The following is a 19,504-nucleotide window of genomic DNA, read 5'->3' on the forward strand; positions in this document are numbered from 1 at the left end:
TCCAGGTGCTATGCGCCGGCGTCAACTCGCTGATGGAAACCACCGGGGTTATTTTCGCGGACGTGGGACGCCTGTTTGGCGCCATGTCGAAGGGCGACCTGGGACAACGCATCACCCGCGACTATTCGGGTGTCTTTGGCCAGGTCAAAGACGATGCGAATGCCAGCTGTGACGCACTCTCGAACGTCATCGAGGATGTCAGTCGTGTCTTCAGCGGGCTTGCCAATGGCGACCTCGGACAGCGCATCACGCGAGAGTCGACCGGGATCTTCACTCAGGTCAAAGACGATGCAAATTCCACGGCGGAGAAGCTGACCACGATTATCGAGGATGTCAGTGCCGCGGCGGACGCGTTGGTCACCGCCTCCGAACAAGTCAGTGCCACCGCCCAGTCCATGAGTCAGGCCACCAGCGAACAAGCGGCCAGCGTCGAGGAAACCAGCGCGTCGATCGAGCAGATGAGCGCGAGCATCAATCAGAACACCGAAAACGCCAAGGTCACCGACGGCATGGCCAGCAAGGCCTCCAAGGAAGCCACCGAGGGTGGCGAATCGGTACAGCAGACAGTCGCCGCGATGAAGCAGATCGCCCAGCGCATCGGCATCATCGACGACATTGCCTACCAGACCAACCTGTTGGCGCTTAACGCCGCCATCGAGGCCGCGCGGGCGGGCGAGCATGGCAAGGGCTTTGCCGTCGTCGCCGCCGAGGTGCGCAAACTCGCCGAGCGCAGCCAGGTGGCGGCCCAGGAGATCGGCCAGTTGTCCTCCAGTAGCGTGGAGATGGCCGAGAAGGCCGGCAAATTGCTCAACGAAATGCTGCCCTCGATCAACAAGACCTCAGACCTGGTGCAGGAGATCAGCGCAGCGTCGGAAGAACAATCTTCCGGGGTGGCGCAGATCAACACGGCCATGAACCAACTGAACCAGATCACCCAGCAGAATGCCTCCAGCAGTGAGGAACTGGCCGCCACCGCCGAGGAGATGAGCAGCCAGGCCGAACAACTGCAACAGGCGATGAGCTTCTTTGCCCGGGAGTCCGATGTCAGCGACAGCCTGCACAAGGCCGTCGCGCACAGGACGCTGTCGGGCAAAAAACCGCCACAACCTCCCAAGCACCTGCCCCACCGGGCGGCCACTCACTACGCGACCAGCAGCGTCGCAGAAGCCGAATTCACTCGGTTTTAACGGGAGGTCAGCATGGGTGCTCTGATTACTACCAATCGACCCGAGGCCCTCCACCAGGAGGAAGCGCAGTACCTGACTTTCCTCCTGGGCGGCGAGATGTTTGCCATCGGCATTCTCGGGATCAAGGAGATCCTCGAGTACGGCAACATTACCAGCGTACCGATGATGCCCGCCTTCGTCCGTGGGGTGATCAACCTGCGTGGCGCGGTGGTGCCGGTGGTGGACCTGTCGGCGCGGTTCGGCCGGCAAAAGTCCGATATTACCCGGCGCTCGTGCATCGTCATTATCGAGTCCGACTCGGACGCCGGCACTCAGGATGTGGGGCTGATGGTGGATGCGGTCTCGGCGGTCCTGGAAATCCCCGCCAGCGAGATCGAACCGGCACCCAGCTTCGGTGCGCGGATACGGTCCGACTTCATCAGTGGCATGGCCAAGGTGGCGGGTAAATTCGTCATCGTCCTCAATGCCGACCGCGTGCTGTCGGTCGACGAGATGGCAAGGTTATCCGAAGTCGGCGCACTGACGGACGCCGTGTCGGGCTAGCGGCCCGGCCGGCTGATCATCGATTCTGGTCGAGGCGCCTGGTGCGCCTCGGCCTTGATCGATTGTGCATTGCAACGTCGTTCCTGGACCTGGCAAGGATGTTTGATCGTGAATGCAGAAGCGCTCAAGGATAGCGAGTTCAAGCAGTTCCAAAGCTGGCTGTATCGTGCCGCCGGCATCAACCTGAGCCCCGCGAAAAAAGCACTGGTTGCCGGGCGCTTGTCCAAACGTTTGAAGCACCATCAACTGAACAGCTACGGCGACTATTTCCAGATGATCATGGGCCATGGGGCCACTGCGGAACTGCAGATAGCCCTGGACTTGCTCACCACCAACGAAACCTATTTCTTCCGCGAACCCAAGCATTTCGATTTCCTGCGCCAGCAGGTTTTACCCAAGGCCGCTCCGGGCAGAACCTTCCGTCTGTGGAGCGCAGCCAGCTCTTCCGGCGAGGAACCCTACAGCCTGGCCATGACCCTGGCCGATGGCCTGGGCAGCACCCCTTGGGAAATCATCGGTTCCGACATCAGCAGTCAGGTGCTGGCCAAGGCCCGCACAGGACACTACCCGATCGAGCGCGCCAGCCACATTGCGCACCCCTTGTTGGCCAAACATTGCCTGAAAGGGACCGGTAGCCAGGAGGGTACGTTCCTGATCGAGCGAAGCCTGCGCAGCCGGGTGCACTTCATGCCGATCAACCTCAACGAAACACTGCCGGATATCGGCGAATTCGAGGTGATTTTCCTGCGCAACGTGATGATCTATTTCGACCAGGAAACCAAGCGCAAGGTGGTCGCGCGCATGCTGCCACGGCTCAAACCCGGCGGCTATTTCATCGTCAGTCATTCGGAAAGCCTGAACGGCATTACCGATGCCTTGAAACTGATCTCACCCTCGATTTACCGCAAGCCATGAACAGGCCCCTCGGCGGCAACGAGATTTTCCTGCAGCCCGGCGAGTTCTATTTCGGCGATGCGGCCACACGTATCCGCACCCTGCTGGGTTCCTGCGTCGCCATTACCCTGTGGCACCCGGCGCGCATGATTGGTGGCATGTGCCACTACATGCTGCCGAACCGGCAGAAGCCCGGCGGGCCACTCGACGGCAAATATGCCAACGAGGCCATGGCGCTTTTTCTGCTGGAGGTGGCCCGCCACCACACGCGGCCCGAGGATTACCAGGTCAAGCTGTTCGGCGGCGGCACCATGTTCCCCGGCTACAGCGAGGAAACCAGCGTCGCCCAAAGCAATATCAACGCCGCGCGCCTGTTGGTCACGCGTCACCATTTGCGCCTGAGCGCCGAGGATTTAGGACGCAACGGGCACCGTGACGTGATCTTCGATATCAGCAGCGGCCATGTCTGGGTCCGCCGTCAAGACTTGAACGAGAGCTAAAAGCGCCTATGAAAAAAATCAAGGTTCTGCTGGTCGACGACTCTGCCGTGGTACGGCAGGTGGTGCTGGCGTTGCTGGAGCGCGAGCCGGATATCCAGGTGATTGGCGCCGCCTCCGACCCCCTCTTCGCCATGGACAAAATGGCCAAAGAATGGCCCGACGTGATTGTGCTGGACGTGGAAATGCCACGCATGGACGGCATCACCTTCCTGAAAAAAATCATGGCCGAGCGCCCTACTCCGGTGGTGATCTGCTCAACGCTCACGGAACGAGGCGCGGAAACCACGCTCCAGGCCCTTGCCGCCGGGGCCGTGGAAATCATTACCAAGCCCAAGGCCGGCCTGAAAGGTTTTCTGGAACAATCCTCCGCCGAACTGGTGGCGGCGGTCAGGGCCGCCGCCCAGGCCAACGTCAAGCAACTGGTCAGGAACGCCGCAGCGCATACGCCGGTGGGCGCCAAATTGAATGCCGACGCCATTCTGCCGCCCTCCAGCGGCCAGGCCATGGCGCAGACCACGGAGCGGATTGTCGCCATCGGCACCTCCACCGGTGGCACCCAGGCACTGGAACGGGTGCTGACCGCACTGCCACGGGTTTGCCCGGGCATCGTCATCGTGCAGCACATGCCGGAAAAATTTACCGCCTCGTTTGCTGCGCGCTTGAACACGCTGTCGCAGATAGAAGTGCGCGAAGCGAAGAACAACGACCGAGTGATTCCCGGCCTGGCCCTGATCGCCCCCGGCGGCAAGCACATGCTGCTCAAGCGCAGCGGCGCCTACTATCACGTCGAGGTCGTCGATGGCCCACTGGTCAACCGTCATCGCCCGTCTGTGGACGTGCTGTTTCGTTCGGTGGCCAAGTTCGCCGGGAAAAATGCCACCGGCATCATCATGACCGGCATGGGCGATGACGGTGCCCGTGGCTTGAAGGAATTACATGCGACCGGGGCACGCACCTACGCTCAGGATGAAGCCAGCTGCGTGGTGTTTGGCATGCCCAAAGAGGCGATCAAACTGGGTGGAGTGGACCGGGTGATCGCCCTGGACGACATTCCCAGAGCGATCACCAATGGCAGGTAACGCGCGTCGTTGGCAGGGAATTTACTGTTGCAAGATGAACGTGCTCAGGGTGTGCAGATCATCCGGGCTTAACTGCGCAAAAGGCGGCATCGGAATGTCCCCCCATTTGCCGGTACCGCCGTGCTGAATGCTCGACGTGACCTTGGCCAGCGCCTGCGGATCGTTGGCGTACTTGGCTGCCACCTCGTGATAGGCCGGGCCTACAATCTTGTGATCAATGGCGTGGCAGGACAAACAGGCGTTGCCCTGGAGCAATGCCATGGCATCGACTTTGGCCACGGGCGCTGCCGGAGGCTGGCTTGCCGGCGGGTTCGAGGCTGCCTGCACCTCGGCATCGTTCGCATGAGCACTGCCGTAAGTGACCGCCAGGTAAGCGCCGATCACGCTCACATCCTGATCACTGATCGGCGCCCCGTACACGTGCTGCATCTTGCTCGCCTCTCCAGTCCACTGCGCCAGGGTCATGCCGGGAGGCTGGAAGTTGATGTAATCCGCGGAATGGCAGGTGGAGCATTTCTGTTGGGCCAGTTGATAACCTGGCAGCGCATTGGGTTTGAGCACTGCCGTTTCGGGCGGCAAGGTGATCGAGAGCGGCGCTGCGCCAGCCAGGCCAATCCAGCCAACCTGAGCCGCGCACAGTAAAGTGGTCATGCGTTTCATAAGTTTCATGCAGGCCCCTCAGGCGACAGTCACGTGGCTGGTTTCTATGACGTGGCGGCGGTAGCCCCCCGGGTTCCAGTCGGCTTGCAGCGGCTGCGTCTCGCCCGCACTGTTACTGGCTCGCACCATCAACTGCGTGGCGCCCTTGCTGGTAAAGGTGATCGGTAGCGTCCACTCCAGGAAGGAGAAACGGCCAAGGTCCTGACCCAGTTTGGCTTCGCGCCAGTTATTCCCGCCGTCGATGGAAACTTCCACCTTGTTGACGCCTGCGCCGCCGTCGAATGCGATGCCCTTGAGCACCACGCTTTTATTCAGCGGCAACACATCGCCATGTTTGACGCTGGTGATGAAGCTGCGCACCGGCAGTTTGGAAATCGGCTTGGTTTGCGCCGCCGTAGTGCCGGGGGCGATGCAGAAGCAATCGTTGTCGGGTACGCGGTAACCTTTGGCCATGAAAAAACCGTCGTAGGTGTGGTCGACGACTTCGATCTCGCTCAGGTGCTTGACCCAGTACGTGCCGAAATACCCCGGCACCACCAGACGTATCGGGTAACCGTTGAGGAATGGCAGATCAGTGCCGTTCATCGACCAGGCGATCATCGGCTCACCGTCCATGGCGTGACTGATGTCCAGCGCCTTGATGAATTCCGGAGTGCTAGGCAGCACGGGCTTATCGAGCCCACGGAAGGTCACCTGTTGAGCGTCGGCTTTCACACCGGCCTTTTCCAATACTGCCTTGAGTGGGACGCCCACCCAGCGGGCATTGCCCATTGAACCGTTGCCCAATTGAGCACCGAACACGCGCGGCATCGAGAAGCCACGGCTGTTACCCGAACACTGATTGACGGCGACCACTTCTACCGGCTCGGCGAGGGCTTTCAGCTCCGCCAGGGAAAGGGACAGCGGCGTATTGACCGAGCCCTTGATCGTCAGACGGAAGGTGTCCGGATCGATGCTGGTAGGGAAATTGGCCAGGTGATAACGCACGAAAAAGGCGTCATTGGGCGTGATCGGCCCTTCATTGAAAACCGGGAACGGCGTCTCAAGGTGCGGCGGGCGAGTGGTTACCAAGGTCAACGGACGCTTTTGCGGGTATTGCACCAACGGCCGTGGGCCAGCCGCGAAGGTGACTTCTTCGGCGGCTTCGTCAACTGGCCCGGTTTGCTCGGCAGCCTTGGCAAGACTTGCCAACGGAGAAGCCGCAAAAGCCAGGACGAAGGTATCGCGTAGCACGCGCCGGCGGCTCGGCTTGCTGTTGTCTATAAAACTGAACTTCATTCTGCGCTCTCTATAATTGTTTTACTGAGATGCAACTGACCGCTCTCCCCCGCCAGGCTTGATGGGTAAACGGGGACTCGCAGGGAAACCAGTATCGCCACGAGCACGTCGACCGCTTTTCATTTGACGTCAGTGACTTCACATTTGACGACAGGCTTGGTTGGTCAGCACCGTCGCCAGAGCGTAGTTCAGGCAATAAAAAAGGCGCCCCGAAGGACGCCTTATTCATAGTTTCATGTCTTGAGTGTTGTCAGACATGTTCACTGCTTTTCGCATGCGCGGCACGCGGCTCGCCATGCCCATGGTCAGCCTCCACCACCGGGATTTCTTTCCCGTCGCAGTCATGCAGCTTGCCTTCACTGAAGTAATCCCCTTCACGCAGCGCTGCCAGATCCTGATAGCGCAGCACTCGCTCCGTACCGGCCGCAAACACCGACTGCTGATCCGAGTTACCGGCCGTGAGGTGGTTGAAGGTCAGGTTCAGCACAATCGCCATGATCGCCGACGAGCTGATGCCCGAATGAAAAATCGTTGCGAACCAGCTTGGGAAGTGGTCGTAGAAGTTCGGAGCAGCAATCGGAATCATGCCGAAACCGATGGAGGTAGCGACGATGATCAGGTTGACGTTGTTGCGGTAATCAACTTTGGACAGCGTACGGATACCACTGGCCGCCACGGTGCCGAACAGCACGATACCGGCGCCGCCAAGGACCGACGTCGGCACGGCGGCGATGACCCGCCCCATGAAGGGCAGCAAACCGAGGATCACCAGGAACAAACCGCCCGTGGCGACCACGAAGCGGCTCTTGATTCCGGTCACCGCCACCAGCCCGACGTTCTGGGCGAAAGCGCTTTGGGTGAACGAACCGAAGATCGGCGCGATCATGCTCGACAGCATGTCGGCGCGCAGGCCGTTGCCCAGGCGTTTGGAGTCGACTTTGGTGCCGATGATTTCACCGACGGCGAGGATGTCCGCCGAGGTTTCCACCAGTGTCACCATGACCACAATGCACATCGACAGGATGGCGGCGAAGTGGAAGGTCGGCGTGCCGAAATGGAACGGCGTCGGGAAGCCGAACATCGGGCCCTGGGTGACAGACGAGAAGTCTGCCATGCCGAGGAACACCGCGATGACTGTACCGATAACCATCGCTAGCAGAATCGACAACCGGGAGATAGTCGCGCTGCCAATCTTGCTCAACAGCAGCACCAGCACCAGCGTCACCGCTGCCAGGCCAATGTTCGCCATGCTGCCGAAGTCCGGCGCATGGCTGTTGCCGCCCATGGCCCAGCGTGCCGCCACCGGCATCAGCGTCAGGCCGATGGTGGTGATCACGATGCCCGTGACCAGCGGCGGGAAGAACTTGGTGATGCGTGAGAACACCGGCGTGATCAGCAAGCCAATCAACGACGCGGCAATCACCGCCCCGAGAATCGACTGAAACCCGCCCTCCCCGCCACTGCTGACAATCGCCACCATGGTCGCGACGCCAGAGAACGACACGCCCTGTACCAGCGGCAACTGACAACCGAAAAACGGTAAACCAAGGGTCTGCAATAACGTCGCCAGCCCCCCTGCAAACAATGAAGCAGCAATCAACAAACCGATGTCCGCCGGCGAAAGCCCGGCCGCCTGACCAATGATCAAAGGCACCGCAACGATGCCGCCGTACATGGTCAGAACATGTTGCAGGCCGTAAGCCATATTCGCGCCGATCCCAAGGTTTTCATCCTCGGGCCGTTGGTGTGAAACATGGGGCGTTTTCATAGTTAGGGGGTTCCCTGGTTTTTGTTATGCGCACACTGTATGCAAGACTCAGGACAAATGTCTATAGAGTTGTATACAACTCCCCAGTCAGATTATGGACAGGTGTCCATTTCAGCCTTAAACGCAGCCAACAAATTAAAGCACCAAGGCATCAGCCTTTCAGAAACGGAGCCGGTGTTCTATGACGAGCGGGCCCTTACGTTCCAGGACCTCCACCATGATGAACAGCGGTGGATCATCATGGGAATGGATGCAAAAGGTCGCCTGTTGGTCGTTGCCTATCGAGATCCGAATTTCGTTCGAATCATTTCCGCGCGCATCGCTACCAAAAACGAGCGTCGCCGGTACATGGAGGATTGACCAATGAAAGACGAATACGACTTCAGCAATGCCAAGCGAGGCGCCATCGCCAGCAGCAAAGGCAAAACCCGAATCACCATCATGCTGGACGATGCCGTCATAGAGGCGGCTCGCTCTCTTGCCGAGAGCGAGGGCTTTGGCTATCAGACGGTGATCAATAACACCTTGCGTCAGGCGCTGCTCAATCGCCGGGAAACACCCGTTGAGTTCGATCAGCGCACGGCTGTCGGGAATGCCAGGCATTTCAAGGAAGGGATAACCCCTGGCGAACTGAAGGACCTCGAGAAAAAATTAACCGAGGTGCTCAGTGAGATTCATCGGGTGATGGCGCCTTGAACACACCGCTCTGAGGCCGCAAAAAACACGGGCTCAGCTTGGGTGAATCAATCGCTCAAGCACGGTCCTTAATACCTCGTGTTCCGGCACCCGAATCGCGAACTCGTCCTGCAGTACCCCGACCAACTCGTCCACATCCGCCACCTGCCGCCGTTCGCTTTCGCGACCGACCCGGTGTATCGCAAAGCTGCCGTTATTCAGCGTACGGCGCCAGCCGTCTCCGGTCCGGGCGACCATCAACTGCCGCGCAAACGACGACTCGGGATGGGTGGAGACGTACCAGTTGCCGACGGTGTAATCGGTATCTTCCTGGCGCTGCAGGTCAAAAATGTACATCGGCCGCCACTCACCGCCGACGTTGGCCCGCAGGGTGTAGCCGTCTTCATGGCGTTCAATGCGATACGGTTCATGGGGGGTGAGTTGTTCAGCGTCGGTATCGAGTATCAGGGGTGCGGTGGGGACCATGCCGCCGAAGCCGACGTCAGTGATGTAGCGCACGCCGTCCAGCGTAACCAGGCTCAAGCGGTGCGTGCGCGCAGTCCACGCGCCTTCGGGTTGGCCCATTACGACACGGCCGGTAATGCCGCGAGCATCGAAGCCCAGTTCCTGGAGCAAGGCCAGAAACAGGTTGTTGAGTTCATAGCAATAACCACCGCGACCGTCGAACAGGACTTTCTGCTCGATGGACGGCAGGTCAATCAGCACCGGCTCGCCCGACAACGTGGTGAGGTTTTCGAACGCGAAGGCACCGGTGTGGCGCAGTTGCAGCAGACGCAGGGTTTCCAGGGTCGGCGCCGGTGGGGCGTCGAAGCCCAGGCGCTGTAGATACAACGCAAGGTGGGTCAGGCGTGGCTCGCTCATTGCTCAGTCCTTATGCTTGGGCCGCGGATCTCTCCGCCGATGGCCGCCATGTATAAGGGATAACGCGGTGCCACTGACAATTGATTTAGCCAATCAACCCACTGGCCAACATCAATGTCGCTTGCGCGAACTCACACGAATCCACGTCGGCGCGTGATCACTGGCATGCGGCTCATTGCGCACCCAGGCATCGACACCCGCCTCTTGCAGATAAGGACTCAGCGCCGGGTTCAGCAACAGGTGATCGATACGCAGCCCGGAATTGGTCTGCCAGTGTTGGCGGAAATAATCCCAGAAAGTGTAAAGCCGATCCTTGGGATACAAATGACGCAAAGAGTCCGTCCAGCCCTGATCCAGCAAGCGTTGATAACACGCGCGGCTTTGTGGTTGCAGCAACGCATCCTTGAGCCAGGAGCGTGTGTTGTAGATGTCCAGATCGGTGGGCACCACGTTGTAGTCGCCGGCCAGCACCACGGGATGCTCGCTGCTCTGCAGATCCTTGGCATAGGCGATCAGCCGCTCGAACCACGCCAGTTTGTAATCGAATTTCGGCCCCGGCTGCGGGTTGCCATTGGGCAGATACAGACACCCCACCAGCACGCCGTGCACTGCCGCTTCCAGATAGCGACTGTGGGTGTCCGTGTCGTCACCCGGCAAACCGCGTCGACTTTCCAGCGGTTGCGCATCCCGCGCCAGAATCGCCACCCCGTTCCACGACGCCTGCCCCTGCCAGAGGGCGCCATAGCCGACCGCTTCAAGCTCGGCAACCGGAAACGCCGAGTCGACCGACTTGAGCTCCTGCAGACACGCGATGTCCGGTTTTTCCCGTTCCAGCCACGCCAACAAGTTGGGCAGGCGTGCGCGCAGGCCGTTGACATTGAAGGTAGCGATTTTCAGGTTTTTCATGGTCCGAGGCTCGCAACGGATTGGCGGTATCCGGTTGTGACCCGATTGCGTGGCGACAGTTGCCATGACCCGCGCAGCAGGCGATTAAAGGTCTCAGTAGCGCACTTGCCAATCGACGACGGCTCCCCTTGTACCTGATGCCGTGCCATGCATTCGAGGTGCTGGACTGTGTGCGGGTGCAATTCACCACCGGCGAAAACAACCAGGGGGCGGTGCGGCTTAATCTCGAGAAGAAACTGGCGGAATACGTCCCTCGATAACACCTCAAAACACTGTAGGACTGAGCCTGCTCGCGATGGCATCAGGTCTGTCAGAGCTGAGTCGGATGAAAGGACGCTATCGCGAGCAGGCTCACTCCTACAATGATTCACTCCCAACCAGGGTGTTAAGCACTGCCACTCGTCATCCAACCGGCACCAACCACCCCGCCCTTCGCACCAACATCAGGTAACGACTCAGTTTTTGGAGACGAACCATGATGACCAAAAAATTCACGTCACTGTTACTCGCTGGCTTGTTAGGCGTCGCCTCGGCAGCCACGTTTGCAGCGTCCAACGAAGGCACCCGCTCGACCGGCTCCCAGTCCGGGACCAGCAGCGGCTCGAACACGTCAACCGACCACACTCCCGGCACGCCGCCGGCCGGAAGTAACACGGACTCGGGCGGCGGCACCGGCACCGGGACTAATGGCGGCGCCAGTGGTTCGGGCTCCGGAGCAGGTGGCGGAACCGGGGCGGCGGGAGGCGGAACCGGAGGTGCCGGGGGTGGAACGGGCAGCTGAACGAATAAAAGCAGGCCATGAAGCGATTCATGGCCCGCTTTCATTACCCGTCCATTACATGCGCTTGACTGCGGGAGGGTTCCACTTGCCGTTCAACGCCTCGGGTTTCGGGCCGTACAAGCGCATGGTCAAGTTGAACGCGCCTTTGGGAGCGGGCAGCCAATTGGCCTCCAGGTCCTTGCCGGGGCTTTCGTTCTGGAAGTAGATATCCAGAGAGCCATTGGCATTGGTCTTGAACGGCATCCAGCTACTGACCGCAAAACGGTTGAGTGAATTGCCCACCTGAAACCCTTCCGGATCGTACAAGGTGATCGACCAGAAGGCGTTCACCGGTGGCACTTGATCTTTATCGAAATGCAGCACGTACTTGTTGGCCCCGTCGAGCGGCTTGCCCTGGTCATCGCCCAGGTTCAGCGGATAAATCGCGTCCTCGGGCAAGTTCGCCCCCAACCCGACCTGTGCCACGATCGCGCGCTTAAGGTAGTAGTTGCCATAGACGCCCATGGTGTCGGTGTTCATCGACCAGCCATTGACCACCCGAGCAAGGGTTGCCACTTTCCACTTCATGAGCGTCTGCGCTTCATCAGGCACCGTCTGCAGCGCGGCTTTCACGGCCGGGTCCAGCGCCTCAAAGCTGAACGATTTGCCCACTTCAATGCCGATGCGTTGCATCTGCGCCAGGATCGGCTGGTCGGTGAGATGTGGCGGATGCAATTTGAGCAGCTCGGCTGCGTAGGCAAAATATTGTGCTGCCGACATCGTATCGACCTGAATCTTCGGCGGGGTTTTCATGTCCACCGCCGGGTCGATTTTTACCGTGACCGGTTCCACTTTTTTACCCAACTGCGACAACGGCGTCACCGTGTAGCCCGCCTGAATGCTGTGCACCGCCGCGTAGTCCGCTTCGCCGTCGGTCTTGGTACGACCGATGATCCAGACGAAAGGCGTCGGCGCCGGCAAATGGCTCAATCCGGCCGGAACCGTTCCGGTCCAGCCCGGCGGGGTTACCAGAAACTGCCTGGCCTGCGTGCCGGTCGTGCGCCAACCGGGCGAGGCAAATACGTCGCTCCACATGTCGAGCATCGGCAACAGATAAAAACGCCCCGCCGTGTCCGGCGCGGAAATCACCAATGGCTCCTTGGTCAAGTCGAGCCAGGCGATGGAATACAACGTATCGAAATTCGAGCGCACGACCCCTTTGAAATCCGCGGGCGGGTACTGCGGCACGCTCACAAACATGTTCATCGGGCCTTTACCAAACGCTTTGCCGGGTTCGATATTGGTGAACTGTTTGCGGGTGATGTCCATGGTCAGCAGCGGATAAAAATACAGGTAGGCGTCGACGCCAATGGCGTGCGCTTCTTCGGGTGTGACTTTCGGTTGAGCCTGGCTGGCCAGTGGGAAAACGGCAGCAGCCGCGAGGGTTAGAGCAACGGCTGTCAATGCTTGAGTAATCAACATTTAGGCGATCGTCCGTGCGTTGGGGAGCGCTGCCGGGTTCGGCAGGGCTTACGGAACTCTAGACGATCGATTCAGCCAGAATTGACAGACGGACGGCCGGTTGTCGGGGTGTTGCAAGACTGAAACAACAAGGCGGGCGACTCAACGATCCGAGCGCAGCAGCGCCTCCAAGCCCCCTTCCAACGACAACACGCAGGACCGGTTACGCCCCGAATGCTTGGCCTGATACAACGCGGCATCGGCGCGTTCGATGAACACCTCAATGCTGTCGCGCCCGGTCGGTATAAATGCGTAACAGCCCAGACTGACCGTCACATAGCCCGTGGGCGAACCACTGTGGGTGATGTTCTTGTCCATGACGCTGCGGCGGATTTGCTCGGCAATCGCCAACGCGCCATGGATATCGGTGTTGGGCAGCAACACGGCGAACTCTTCACCGCCATAACGCACCGCCAGATCGGCCTTGCGATGGCAGCAACTCTTCAACGCTCGCGCCACCTCGGCCAGGCAATGGTCGCCGGCGACATGGCCGTAGGTGTCGTTGTAGCGTTTGAAGAAATCGATATCGAGCATGACCAGGCCCAATGAACTCAACTGCCGGGCCCCGCGCGCGAACTCGATGTCCAGTGCCCTTTCAAACAACCGACGATTGGCCAGGCCGGTCAGGCTATCGTGAGTGGCAATCAGCTCCAGCGCTTCTTGCGCCTTGCGTAAATCAGCCTCGATTCGCTCACCGTCGCGCACCTGATGGATGAACACCCAGCCAAACAGCCCAACCCCCAGGATCACCAGCGCCACGATGACGCTGGATTGAAACGCCGTGTCGTACCAGCCCTTGAGCACCGCGTCCCGTGAGGACGCTGCGGAAACCACCAGCGGATAACCTTCCAGTTGACGATAGCCGTACAGACGGACGATGCCGTCCACGATCGAACTGATCATCGCGTTGCCGGCCGGTGCGTTCGGCAGCAGCGTCTGAAAGATGTCGCCCTTGGCCAATGACGTGTTGATCAGCGACTCCACAAACGGCCGTCGCGCCAACAGTGTTCCGTCGGTCAGGGCCAAAAACATCGAACCCTTGTCATCGATGCTGAAGCTTTTGAAGAATTGATCGAAGTACGCCATCTTGATGCCGGCCAGCAATACGCCCTGAAACTTGCCGCTCTTGTCATTGACGCGCTTGGACACTGGAATGATCCACTCGCCATTCTGCCGACTGCGGATGGCCGGTCCGATGTGCACGACCGACGACACGTTTTGCTGGTGAAACTTGAAGTATTCACGATCGGCAACCCCCGCGCCCCGGGGCAGATCCTCGAACGACGTCACCACCCACTGCCCCTGCTTGTCGAACAGGAAAATCCCGTGCAACTGGTCCAGCGTCAGCACCCTGCGGGCAAAGGTTTTCTGCAAACGCGCCCGTTGTGCAGTGCCATAACCGTCGGTTTGAATCCAGTCCACCAGGCTGGTCAGCACCAGGTCGGCTTTCATGAAGGTGTCTTCAGCCTGCTGCGCCATGGCCCGGGTCAGGTTCGACGACGCCACTTGCGCCTCGTCCAGATCGTGGCGGCGCGACTGCTCCAGTTGCAGGTACAACAAAGCACAGAGGCACAGGCACACCGTCGCGATGAACAGCACCGAAGCTGTCAGCAGCGGTAACCGTTTCAACGCGCCGCCGGGGGCGTGATGCGGGTCGTGAAGGGGAATAGGCAAAGCTCGTCCTGTAAGGGTAAGGCGTGGGCGAAGGCCCAAAACCCTTATTTTTTGTGAGCTTAGTCTACGCCGTGGTGAGGGGCAATTGTCCTTTGGACAGACGCCGCATCGCACTGTCCAATTGTGCACGAGCACTTTGGGCATCGCCCAGGTTGCAACGCGGGCTGGTGGAGTTTTTGCGGGGAGAATTGACGGTCCTGTCGGCCTGAAAAGAATTGTCACGCTTGTATGGCTGGCATGACCCAAGGCAAGACCCGGATGGCGCTGGAGGAGCTACGATTACTCTTACATCATGACAAGGAATCGAAATGAGTAAGGCAGACGAGCTCGCCACGAAGTTGAAACAAACCGGGTCTACCCGTGCCGATCAGGCGATCGACAGCTGGCCGAGCCAGGTTTATGACCTGTATCGCCAGATCGAGGTTTGGTTGCATCCGCTGACCGAGGTGGGTTTGGTCCTGCGGCGTAACCCCACTCATGTCATCGAGAGCCGTCAGGACGGGGAAACGTTCGACTATGCCATCGACCAACTGGTAATCGAAGGTAATCGCCACACCCTGACGTTCGACCCGGTCGCCCGCTTCACCACGGATGGCGAGGGGCGCATCGAGATTCACTCCAAAGGTAAAGAACTCGCCCTGTTGCGCACGGTGGATGAGCACGGCGAGACGCATTGGTGGCTGCAGACGATTGAGCAGTCCGGTGAACAAGCCGATGCGGTGGCATTAACAGAACACATCTTGCTGACGGCAGTGCAAGACGGCCTGGAACTCTAGACCCGCGCGACATAAGGGGTCCAAGCCTAACATCCCCCTTCTTATTGCACACCCGGCCCCGACGCCACCACCGAACCCGCCGCCGCACGCAAATCCAGCGCCGGCACTGGCGCCGGCCGGTTCAGTGCCTGCAACACCGGCGCGTCATAACCATACACATCAGGCTTGAACGCCACTCGCCCGTCACTCTCCAGGTCCACCGTCCAGTACGCCAGCAACACCGGCACTTTCACGGGAAGCCGGATGTTCTCGGTCTTGCCGTTGGCCAATTGTTTTTGAATGCCGGCGCTGTTCCATTTCACCGGGTCGTTGAACAGCAGCTCCACCAGTTGCAGCGGGTTTTCGACCCGAATGCAGCCCGAGCTGGTCGCGCGGACAGTCTTGGCAAACAGCTCGCGATGCGGCGTGTCGTGGAGGTAAATCGCATAGTCGTTGGGGAAGCGGATCACGACCTGGCCCAGCGAGCTATCAGGCCCGGCATCCTGACGCAGGGTCAGTCCGCGTGCATTGCTCCAGTCAACGGTCGACGGATCGAGCACATTGCCTGCTCGATCCAGTACGCGTATCCGGTTGCTGGCCAGGTAACCTGGATTGGCCTGAATTTTTGGTATCACGTCTTCCTTGAGGATCGTCGGCGGTACCGTCCAGGTCGGGTTAAAGGTGATGTAGGTAATCTGCGCCTGAAAAATCGGGGTATTGCGCGCCGTTTTACCCACCTGCACCCGGGATCGCCAGATCGGTCGGCCATCGCGGTACATCGCCACCTTGTAGCCGGCGATATCGACGATAACGAACGTGCCCTGCAGTTTATAAAGCAGCCAGCGCGCCCGCTCCATGTTCACCCGCACCTGGTCGATGCGCGCCTCAACCGGCACATTCAATGCCGCCAGGGTGGTCGCCCCCGCGATACCATCCGCGCCAAGGTACTGTTCGGTCTGATACTTCTTCACCGCCGCGGTGACGGCGCCGTCGTACTTCGTACCGCGGATCAATCGTGGGTCGAGAAAACCTGCCGCGACCATCCTCGCGCGCAACTGTGCGACAGCAGGCTCGTCCATGCCGGGTTTGAGCGAATGGTCCACCACCACTTTCGGCCAGCCACCCCGATCCCGAATACCGCGCAGTTGCGCCAACGCCTGACGCAAACTGACGTACACCGCCTCTTGTGGCGGTGCCTGGGCGAAAGCACTCGCCACGTCGTGATTATCGAGCGCAGCGAAGAAGGCGTTAATGTCGTTACGGGGATCGACGCCGTTCGAATCAAAATTCCAGTGATTGTCCAGCCGTGAAGGGTCGACCTTGCCGCGCCGTAATTGCAGCAGCGCGGTAATAAAAGTGTGGGTGGTGGCGATATCAAACGCTGCGCGCTGCTCAGTCGAGGCAGTCAGGGTTTGCACCGAGGGTTGAGTCCGGACAATTTCATCCACATGAAAATCCGCCGGGTTCAAACCGTCGGCCTGGAGGTTGTTCAAACTTTTGATCAACTGTGCGACATCGCTATCGTTGGTCCACGCCGCGCGATAGGCACGATGGGTATAAAAATCCATGACCAGACGACTGACATCCAGCCGCCGATAGCGCTTTGAAGTGAGCAAGGGCGGGAATGCGGTTTTCAATGGCGCAAGCGACGCCTGAATCGTTTGAGCGACGTTGTCGTCCGCTGCGGCGTCCATCACGGTGTTCGGTTCAGTTACCGACTCAATCGGCGAAGTTTCGGCGACTGCTGCACCGCTGATCAGAAAGCCCATAAAAAATACGCGGCTTATGACGAATAACCTTGTTAATTGCACCATGGATAATCCTTAATCTCCCGCATTCACTCGCTAGCTTCCCACGCACTGCTAGACTCGAACTTAACATGATGAGACATCTATATGGCGCTACTACGTTTTGGCCTTCCATTGGCGGCCCTGCTACTGACTGCAATGTCCGTACCATCAGCCTACGCCGATTCGCTGGCCGCCGCCCTCGTCAAAGCAGCGCCGGGTGCCGACGCAAAAGTCATTAACCTGGCCGTCCGCGCTTCACAATGCAGCATCGCTCAAGGCGCAGCCCCTGTCCAAAGGCTTGCGATCATCGACTATTCCCTGCCCTCCACCGAACAACGGTTATGGGTGTTTGACCTTAAAAAACGCAAGCTGCTGTTCCATGAACTGGTGGCCCACGGTCGAAACAGCGGCGAGAACATGGCCGTCAACTTCTCCAATCAAAACGAAAGCTTCGCCACCAGTCTCGGCTTGTACCGGACACAGTCAAGTTATGTCGGGCAAAACGGTTACTCGTTGCGCATGGAAGGCCTGGAACCCGGTTTCAACGACAACGCCTTTGACCGGGCGATCGTGATTCACGGCGCGCCCTATGTGAATCCAATGCTGGCCCGGGTCAATGGCCGGATTGGCCGAAGCCTCGGCTGCCCGGCAGTCAGGCCGGCGATTGCGCATCGGCTGATTGATTCGATGAAAGATGGGCAGCTGTTGTTCTCTTACTATCCGGATCAGCGCTGGTTGAAAACCTCTTCGTATATCAACTGCGGCAGTGGCACGGTCGCGTCGGCGTCAAAATCCACCCTCCGCAAGTAAACACTGCGTGAACCTGTCAAAACTGTAATCCCCTCCTCAGTCTTCTGAAAGGCAGCCCTCGTTAGTCTCGCCGTCAACTCCACGTTGACGGTCCGGGAACAACGGCATGCATTCCAACACCTCAAGACGCACTTTCGTGAAGGGCCTGGCCGCCGGCGGCTTGCTCGGCGGTCTCGGCTTATGGCGTGCGCCAGTCTGGGCCGTCTCCAGCCCCGGTGAACCTCAGGTCCTGGCGGGCAACGATTTCGACCTGTTGATCGGCGAAACCCCGGTTAATATCACCGGCAGCCCACGCACCGCCATGACCATCAACGGCGGCATCCCCGGCCCCCTGCTGCGCTGGCGTGAAGGTGACACCGTCACACTGCGGGTGAGGAACCAGCTCAAGGACGACACCTCCATCCATTGGCACGGCATTTTGCTGCCGGCGAACATGGACGGCGTGCCGGGATTGAGCTTCCACGGGATCGAGCCCGGTGGAATGTACGTCTATCAATTCAAGGTCCGGCAAAACGGTACTTACTGGTACCACAGCCATTCGGGCCTTCAGGAACAATCCGGTGTTTACGGCCCGCTGGTGATCGACGCCAAAGAACCGGAGCCTTTCCAGTACGACCGCGATTACGTGGTGATGCTGACCGACTGGTCCGACGAAGACGCGGCCGACCTGATGAAGACGCTGAAAAAACAGTCCGATTACTACAACTACAACAAACTCACCGTGGGTGACTTCATCCACGACGTCGGCGAAAAAGGTTGGGGCGAGACGGTCGCGGATCGAAAGATGTGGGCCGAGATGAAGATGAACCCCACCGATCTCGCCGACGTCAGTGGCGCCACTTACACCTTTTTGATGAATGGCCAGGCGCCGGACAGGAACTGGACCGGCGTATTCCGGCCCGGCGAGAAGCTGCGCCTGCGCTTCATCAACGGCTCGGCCATGACGTATTTCGACGTGCGCATTCCCGGCCTGAAAATGACCGTGGTCGCGGCGGATGGACTGCACGTCAAACCGGTGAGCGTCGACGAGTTTCGGATCGCTGTGGCGGAGACGTTTGATGTGATTGTCGAGCCGACGCAAGAGGCCTACACCCTCTTCGCCCAATCAATGGATCGCACCGGCTACGCCCGTGGCACGCTGACTTCGAAGGCGGGTTTATCCGCGCCGATCCCTGCGCTGGACCCTCGCCCGCGTGTAACCATGGATGACATGGGCATGGGCGGGATGGACCACGGCAGCATGGGCGATATGGCGGGCATGGATCACGGCGGCATGGCCATGCCGGGCATGCAATCTCATCCGGACACGGAAAAAGACAACTCGCTGGTGGACATGCAGGCCATGACCACCTCGCCAAAACTCGACGATCCGGGCTTGGGCCTGCGCAACAATGGGCGCCGGGTGCTCACCTATTCCGACCTGCGCAGTACCTTCGAAGACCCCGATGGCCGAGAGCCCGGTCGTACCCTCGAACTGCACCTGACCGGCCACATGGAGAAGTTCGCGTGGTCGTTCAACGGCGTGAAATTTTCCGACGCCGAACCGCTGCGCCTCAAGTATGGCGAGCGGGTCCGCGTGGTGCTGGTCAACGACACGATGATGACTCACCCCATCCATCTGCACGGTATGTGGAGCGACCTCGAAGACGAAAACGGCCAGTTCATGGTGCGCAAACACACGATCGACATGCCACCCGGCTCTCGACGCAGCTACCGGGTGACGGCCGATGCGCTCGGCCGCTGGGCCTATCACTGCCATCTCCTGTACCACATGGAAATGGGCATGTTCCGTGAAGTTCGCGTGGAAGAATGAGGCGCTACT

The 19,504-nt window shown here is 59.6% G+C and carries 17 protein-coding genes and 3 pseudogenes; 12 read left to right on the top strand and 8 right to left on the bottom strand.

Annotation, left to right across the window (positions count from 1 at the left end; translation table 11 throughout):
* Positions 1–308 precede the first annotated feature (308 nt).
* From D882_RS1000000133030 to D882_RS0101675, 5 genes and pseudogenes are all read left to right on the top strand, one after another.
* Positions 309–1,187 (top strand): annotated as a pseudogene (locus tag D882_RS1000000133030) (methyl-accepting chemotaxis protein); the annotation flags it as partial.
* Positions 1,188–1,199: 12 nt separating this feature from the next.
* Positions 1,200–1,730, top strand: coding sequence for a chemotaxis protein CheW (locus tag D882_RS0101660; RefSeq protein WP_027921613.1), 531 nt, complete (start codon positions 1,200–1,202; stop codon positions 1,728–1,730).
* A gap of 108 nt (positions 1,731–1,838) precedes the next feature.
* Complete coding sequence (locus D882_RS0101665; protein ID WP_371258926.1) at positions 1,839–2,645, top strand: protein-glutamate O-methyltransferase CheR; 807 nt, start codon at positions 1,839–1,841, stop codon at positions 2,643–2,645.
* Positions 2,642–3,161 (top strand): annotated as a pseudogene (locus tag D882_RS0101670) (chemotaxis protein CheD); the annotation flags it as partial. The gene D882_RS0101665 and the pseudogene D882_RS0101670, both read left to right, overlap by 4 nt.
* Complete coding sequence (locus tag D882_RS0101675; RefSeq protein ID WP_027921616.1) at positions 3,133–4,203, top strand: chemotaxis response regulator protein-glutamate methylesterase; 1,071 nt, start codon at positions 3,133–3,135, stop codon at positions 4,201–4,203. The pseudogene D882_RS0101670 and the gene D882_RS0101675, both read left to right, overlap by 29 nt.
* 21 nt (positions 4,204–4,224) lie before the next feature.
* Here the strand turns inward: D882_RS0101675 and D882_RS0101680 are convergent, their stop codons facing one another.
* The 3 genes from D882_RS0101680 to D882_RS0101690 all read right to left on the bottom strand — a co-directional run bounded on the left by D882_RS0101680 (position 4,225) and on the right by D882_RS0101690 (position 7,909).
* On the bottom strand, positions 4,225–4,872 hold the full coding sequence (locus D882_RS0101680; protein WP_027921617.1) for a c-type cytochrome: 648 nt from the start codon (positions 4,870–4,872) through the stop codon (positions 4,225–4,227).
* A gap of 9 nt (positions 4,873–4,881) precedes the next feature.
* The gene (locus D882_RS0101685) at positions 4,882–6,141 is read right to left on the bottom strand and encodes a molybdopterin-dependent oxidoreductase (protein WP_027921618.1); all 1,260 of its coding nucleotides are present in this window, start codon (positions 6,139–6,141) and stop codon (positions 4,882–4,884) included.
* 250 nt (positions 6,142–6,391) lie between these two features.
* Positions 6,392–7,909, bottom strand: coding sequence for a nucleobase:cation symporter-2 family protein (locus D882_RS0101690; RefSeq protein ID WP_027921619.1), 1,518 nt, complete (start codon positions 7,907–7,909; stop codon positions 6,392–6,394).
* Positions 7,910–7,966: 57 nt separating this feature from the next.
* Here D882_RS0101690 and D882_RS0101695 point away from each other — a divergent pair, with 57 nt between their 5' ends.
* Entirely contained in the window at positions 7,967–8,269 is a 303-nt protein-coding gene (locus tag D882_RS0101695) for a BrnT family toxin (RefSeq protein ID WP_050590131.1), read from the top strand.
* A 3-nt stretch (positions 8,270–8,272) separates the two neighbouring features.
* On the top strand, positions 8,273–8,605 hold the full coding sequence (locus D882_RS0101700) for a BrnA antitoxin family protein (RefSeq protein ID WP_027921621.1): 333 nt from the start codon (positions 8,273–8,275) through the stop codon (positions 8,603–8,605).
* Between the two features lie 33 nt (positions 8,606–8,638).
* On the opposite strand, the gene D882_RS0101705 is transcribed toward D882_RS0101700, so the two are convergent.
* Both D882_RS0101705 and xth read right to left on the bottom strand, forming a co-directional pair.
* Positions 8,639–9,466 carry an arylamine N-acetyltransferase gene (locus tag D882_RS0101705; RefSeq protein WP_027921622.1) on the bottom strand — a complete coding sequence of 276 codons (828 nt, stop codon included), beginning with the start codon at positions 9,464–9,466 and terminating at the stop codon, positions 8,639–8,641.
* 111 nt (positions 9,467–9,577) lie between these two features.
* The gene (xth, locus tag D882_RS0101710) at positions 9,578–10,372 is read right to left on the bottom strand and encodes an exodeoxyribonuclease III (protein ID WP_027921623.1); all 795 of its coding nucleotides are present in this window, start codon (positions 10,370–10,372) and stop codon (positions 9,578–9,580) included.
* Between the two features lie 131 nt (positions 10,373–10,503).
* On the opposite strand from xth, the pseudogene D882_RS1000000133035 reads away from it, so the two are divergent.
* Both D882_RS1000000133035 and D882_RS1000000133040 read left to right on the top strand, forming a co-directional pair.
* Positions 10,504–10,578, top strand: a pseudogene (locus tag D882_RS1000000133035) (GNAT family N-acetyltransferase); the annotation flags it as partial.
* 269 nt (positions 10,579–10,847) lie between these two features.
* Positions 10,848–11,153 (top strand): hypothetical protein, encoded by a 306-nt coding sequence (locus D882_RS1000000133040; protein WP_081743874.1) that lies wholly within the window; start codon positions 10,848–10,850, stop codon positions 11,151–11,153.
* Positions 11,154–11,207: 54 nt separating this feature from the next.
* Here D882_RS1000000133040 and D882_RS0101720 read toward each other — a convergent pair whose 3' ends face one another.
* A complete protein-coding gene (locus tag D882_RS0101720) occupies positions 11,208–12,614 on the bottom strand; it encodes a DUF1254 domain-containing protein (RefSeq protein ID WP_027921625.1) in 1,407 nt (468 codons plus the stop codon).
* 141 nt (positions 12,615–12,755) lie between these two features.
* The gene (locus tag D882_RS0101725) at positions 12,756–14,327 is read right to left on the bottom strand and encodes a GGDEF domain-containing protein (RefSeq protein ID WP_027921626.1); all 1,572 of its coding nucleotides are present in this window, start codon (positions 14,325–14,327) and stop codon (positions 12,756–12,758) included.
* 308 nt (positions 14,328–14,635) lie between these two features.
* On the opposite strand from D882_RS0101725, the gene D882_RS0101730 reads away from it, so the two are divergent.
* A complete protein-coding gene (locus D882_RS0101730) occupies positions 14,636–15,103 on the top strand; it encodes a hypothetical protein (protein WP_027921627.1) in 468 nt (155 codons plus the stop codon).
* A 41-nt stretch (positions 15,104–15,144) separates the two neighbouring features.
* Here D882_RS0101730 and D882_RS0101735 read toward each other — a convergent pair whose 3' ends face one another.
* On the bottom strand, positions 15,145–16,896 hold the full coding sequence (locus tag D882_RS0101735) for a murein L,D-transpeptidase (RefSeq protein WP_027921628.1): 1,752 nt from the start codon (positions 16,894–16,896) through the stop codon (positions 15,145–15,147).
* Positions 16,897–16,977: 81 nt separating this feature from the next.
* Here D882_RS0101735 and D882_RS0101740 point away from each other — a divergent pair, with 81 nt between their 5' ends.
* Positions 16,978–17,682 carry a murein L,D-transpeptidase catalytic domain family protein gene (locus D882_RS0101740; protein WP_027921629.1) on the top strand — a complete coding sequence of 235 codons (705 nt, stop codon included), beginning with the start codon at positions 16,978–16,980 and terminating at the stop codon, positions 17,680–17,682.
* Positions 17,683–17,788: 106 nt separating this feature from the next.
* Positions 17,789–19,495, top strand: a complete 1,707-nt coding sequence (locus D882_RS0101745; RefSeq protein ID WP_027921630.1) for a copper resistance system multicopper oxidase — start codon at positions 17,789–17,791, stop codon at positions 19,493–19,495.
* Positions 19,496–19,504 lie beyond the last annotated feature (9 nt).

This window comes from Pseudomonas sp. URMO17WK12:I12 (assembly GCF_000514395.1).
Classification (GTDB): Bacteria; Pseudomonadota; Gammaproteobacteria; order Pseudomonadales; family Pseudomonadaceae; genus Aquipseudomonas; species Aquipseudomonas mucoides.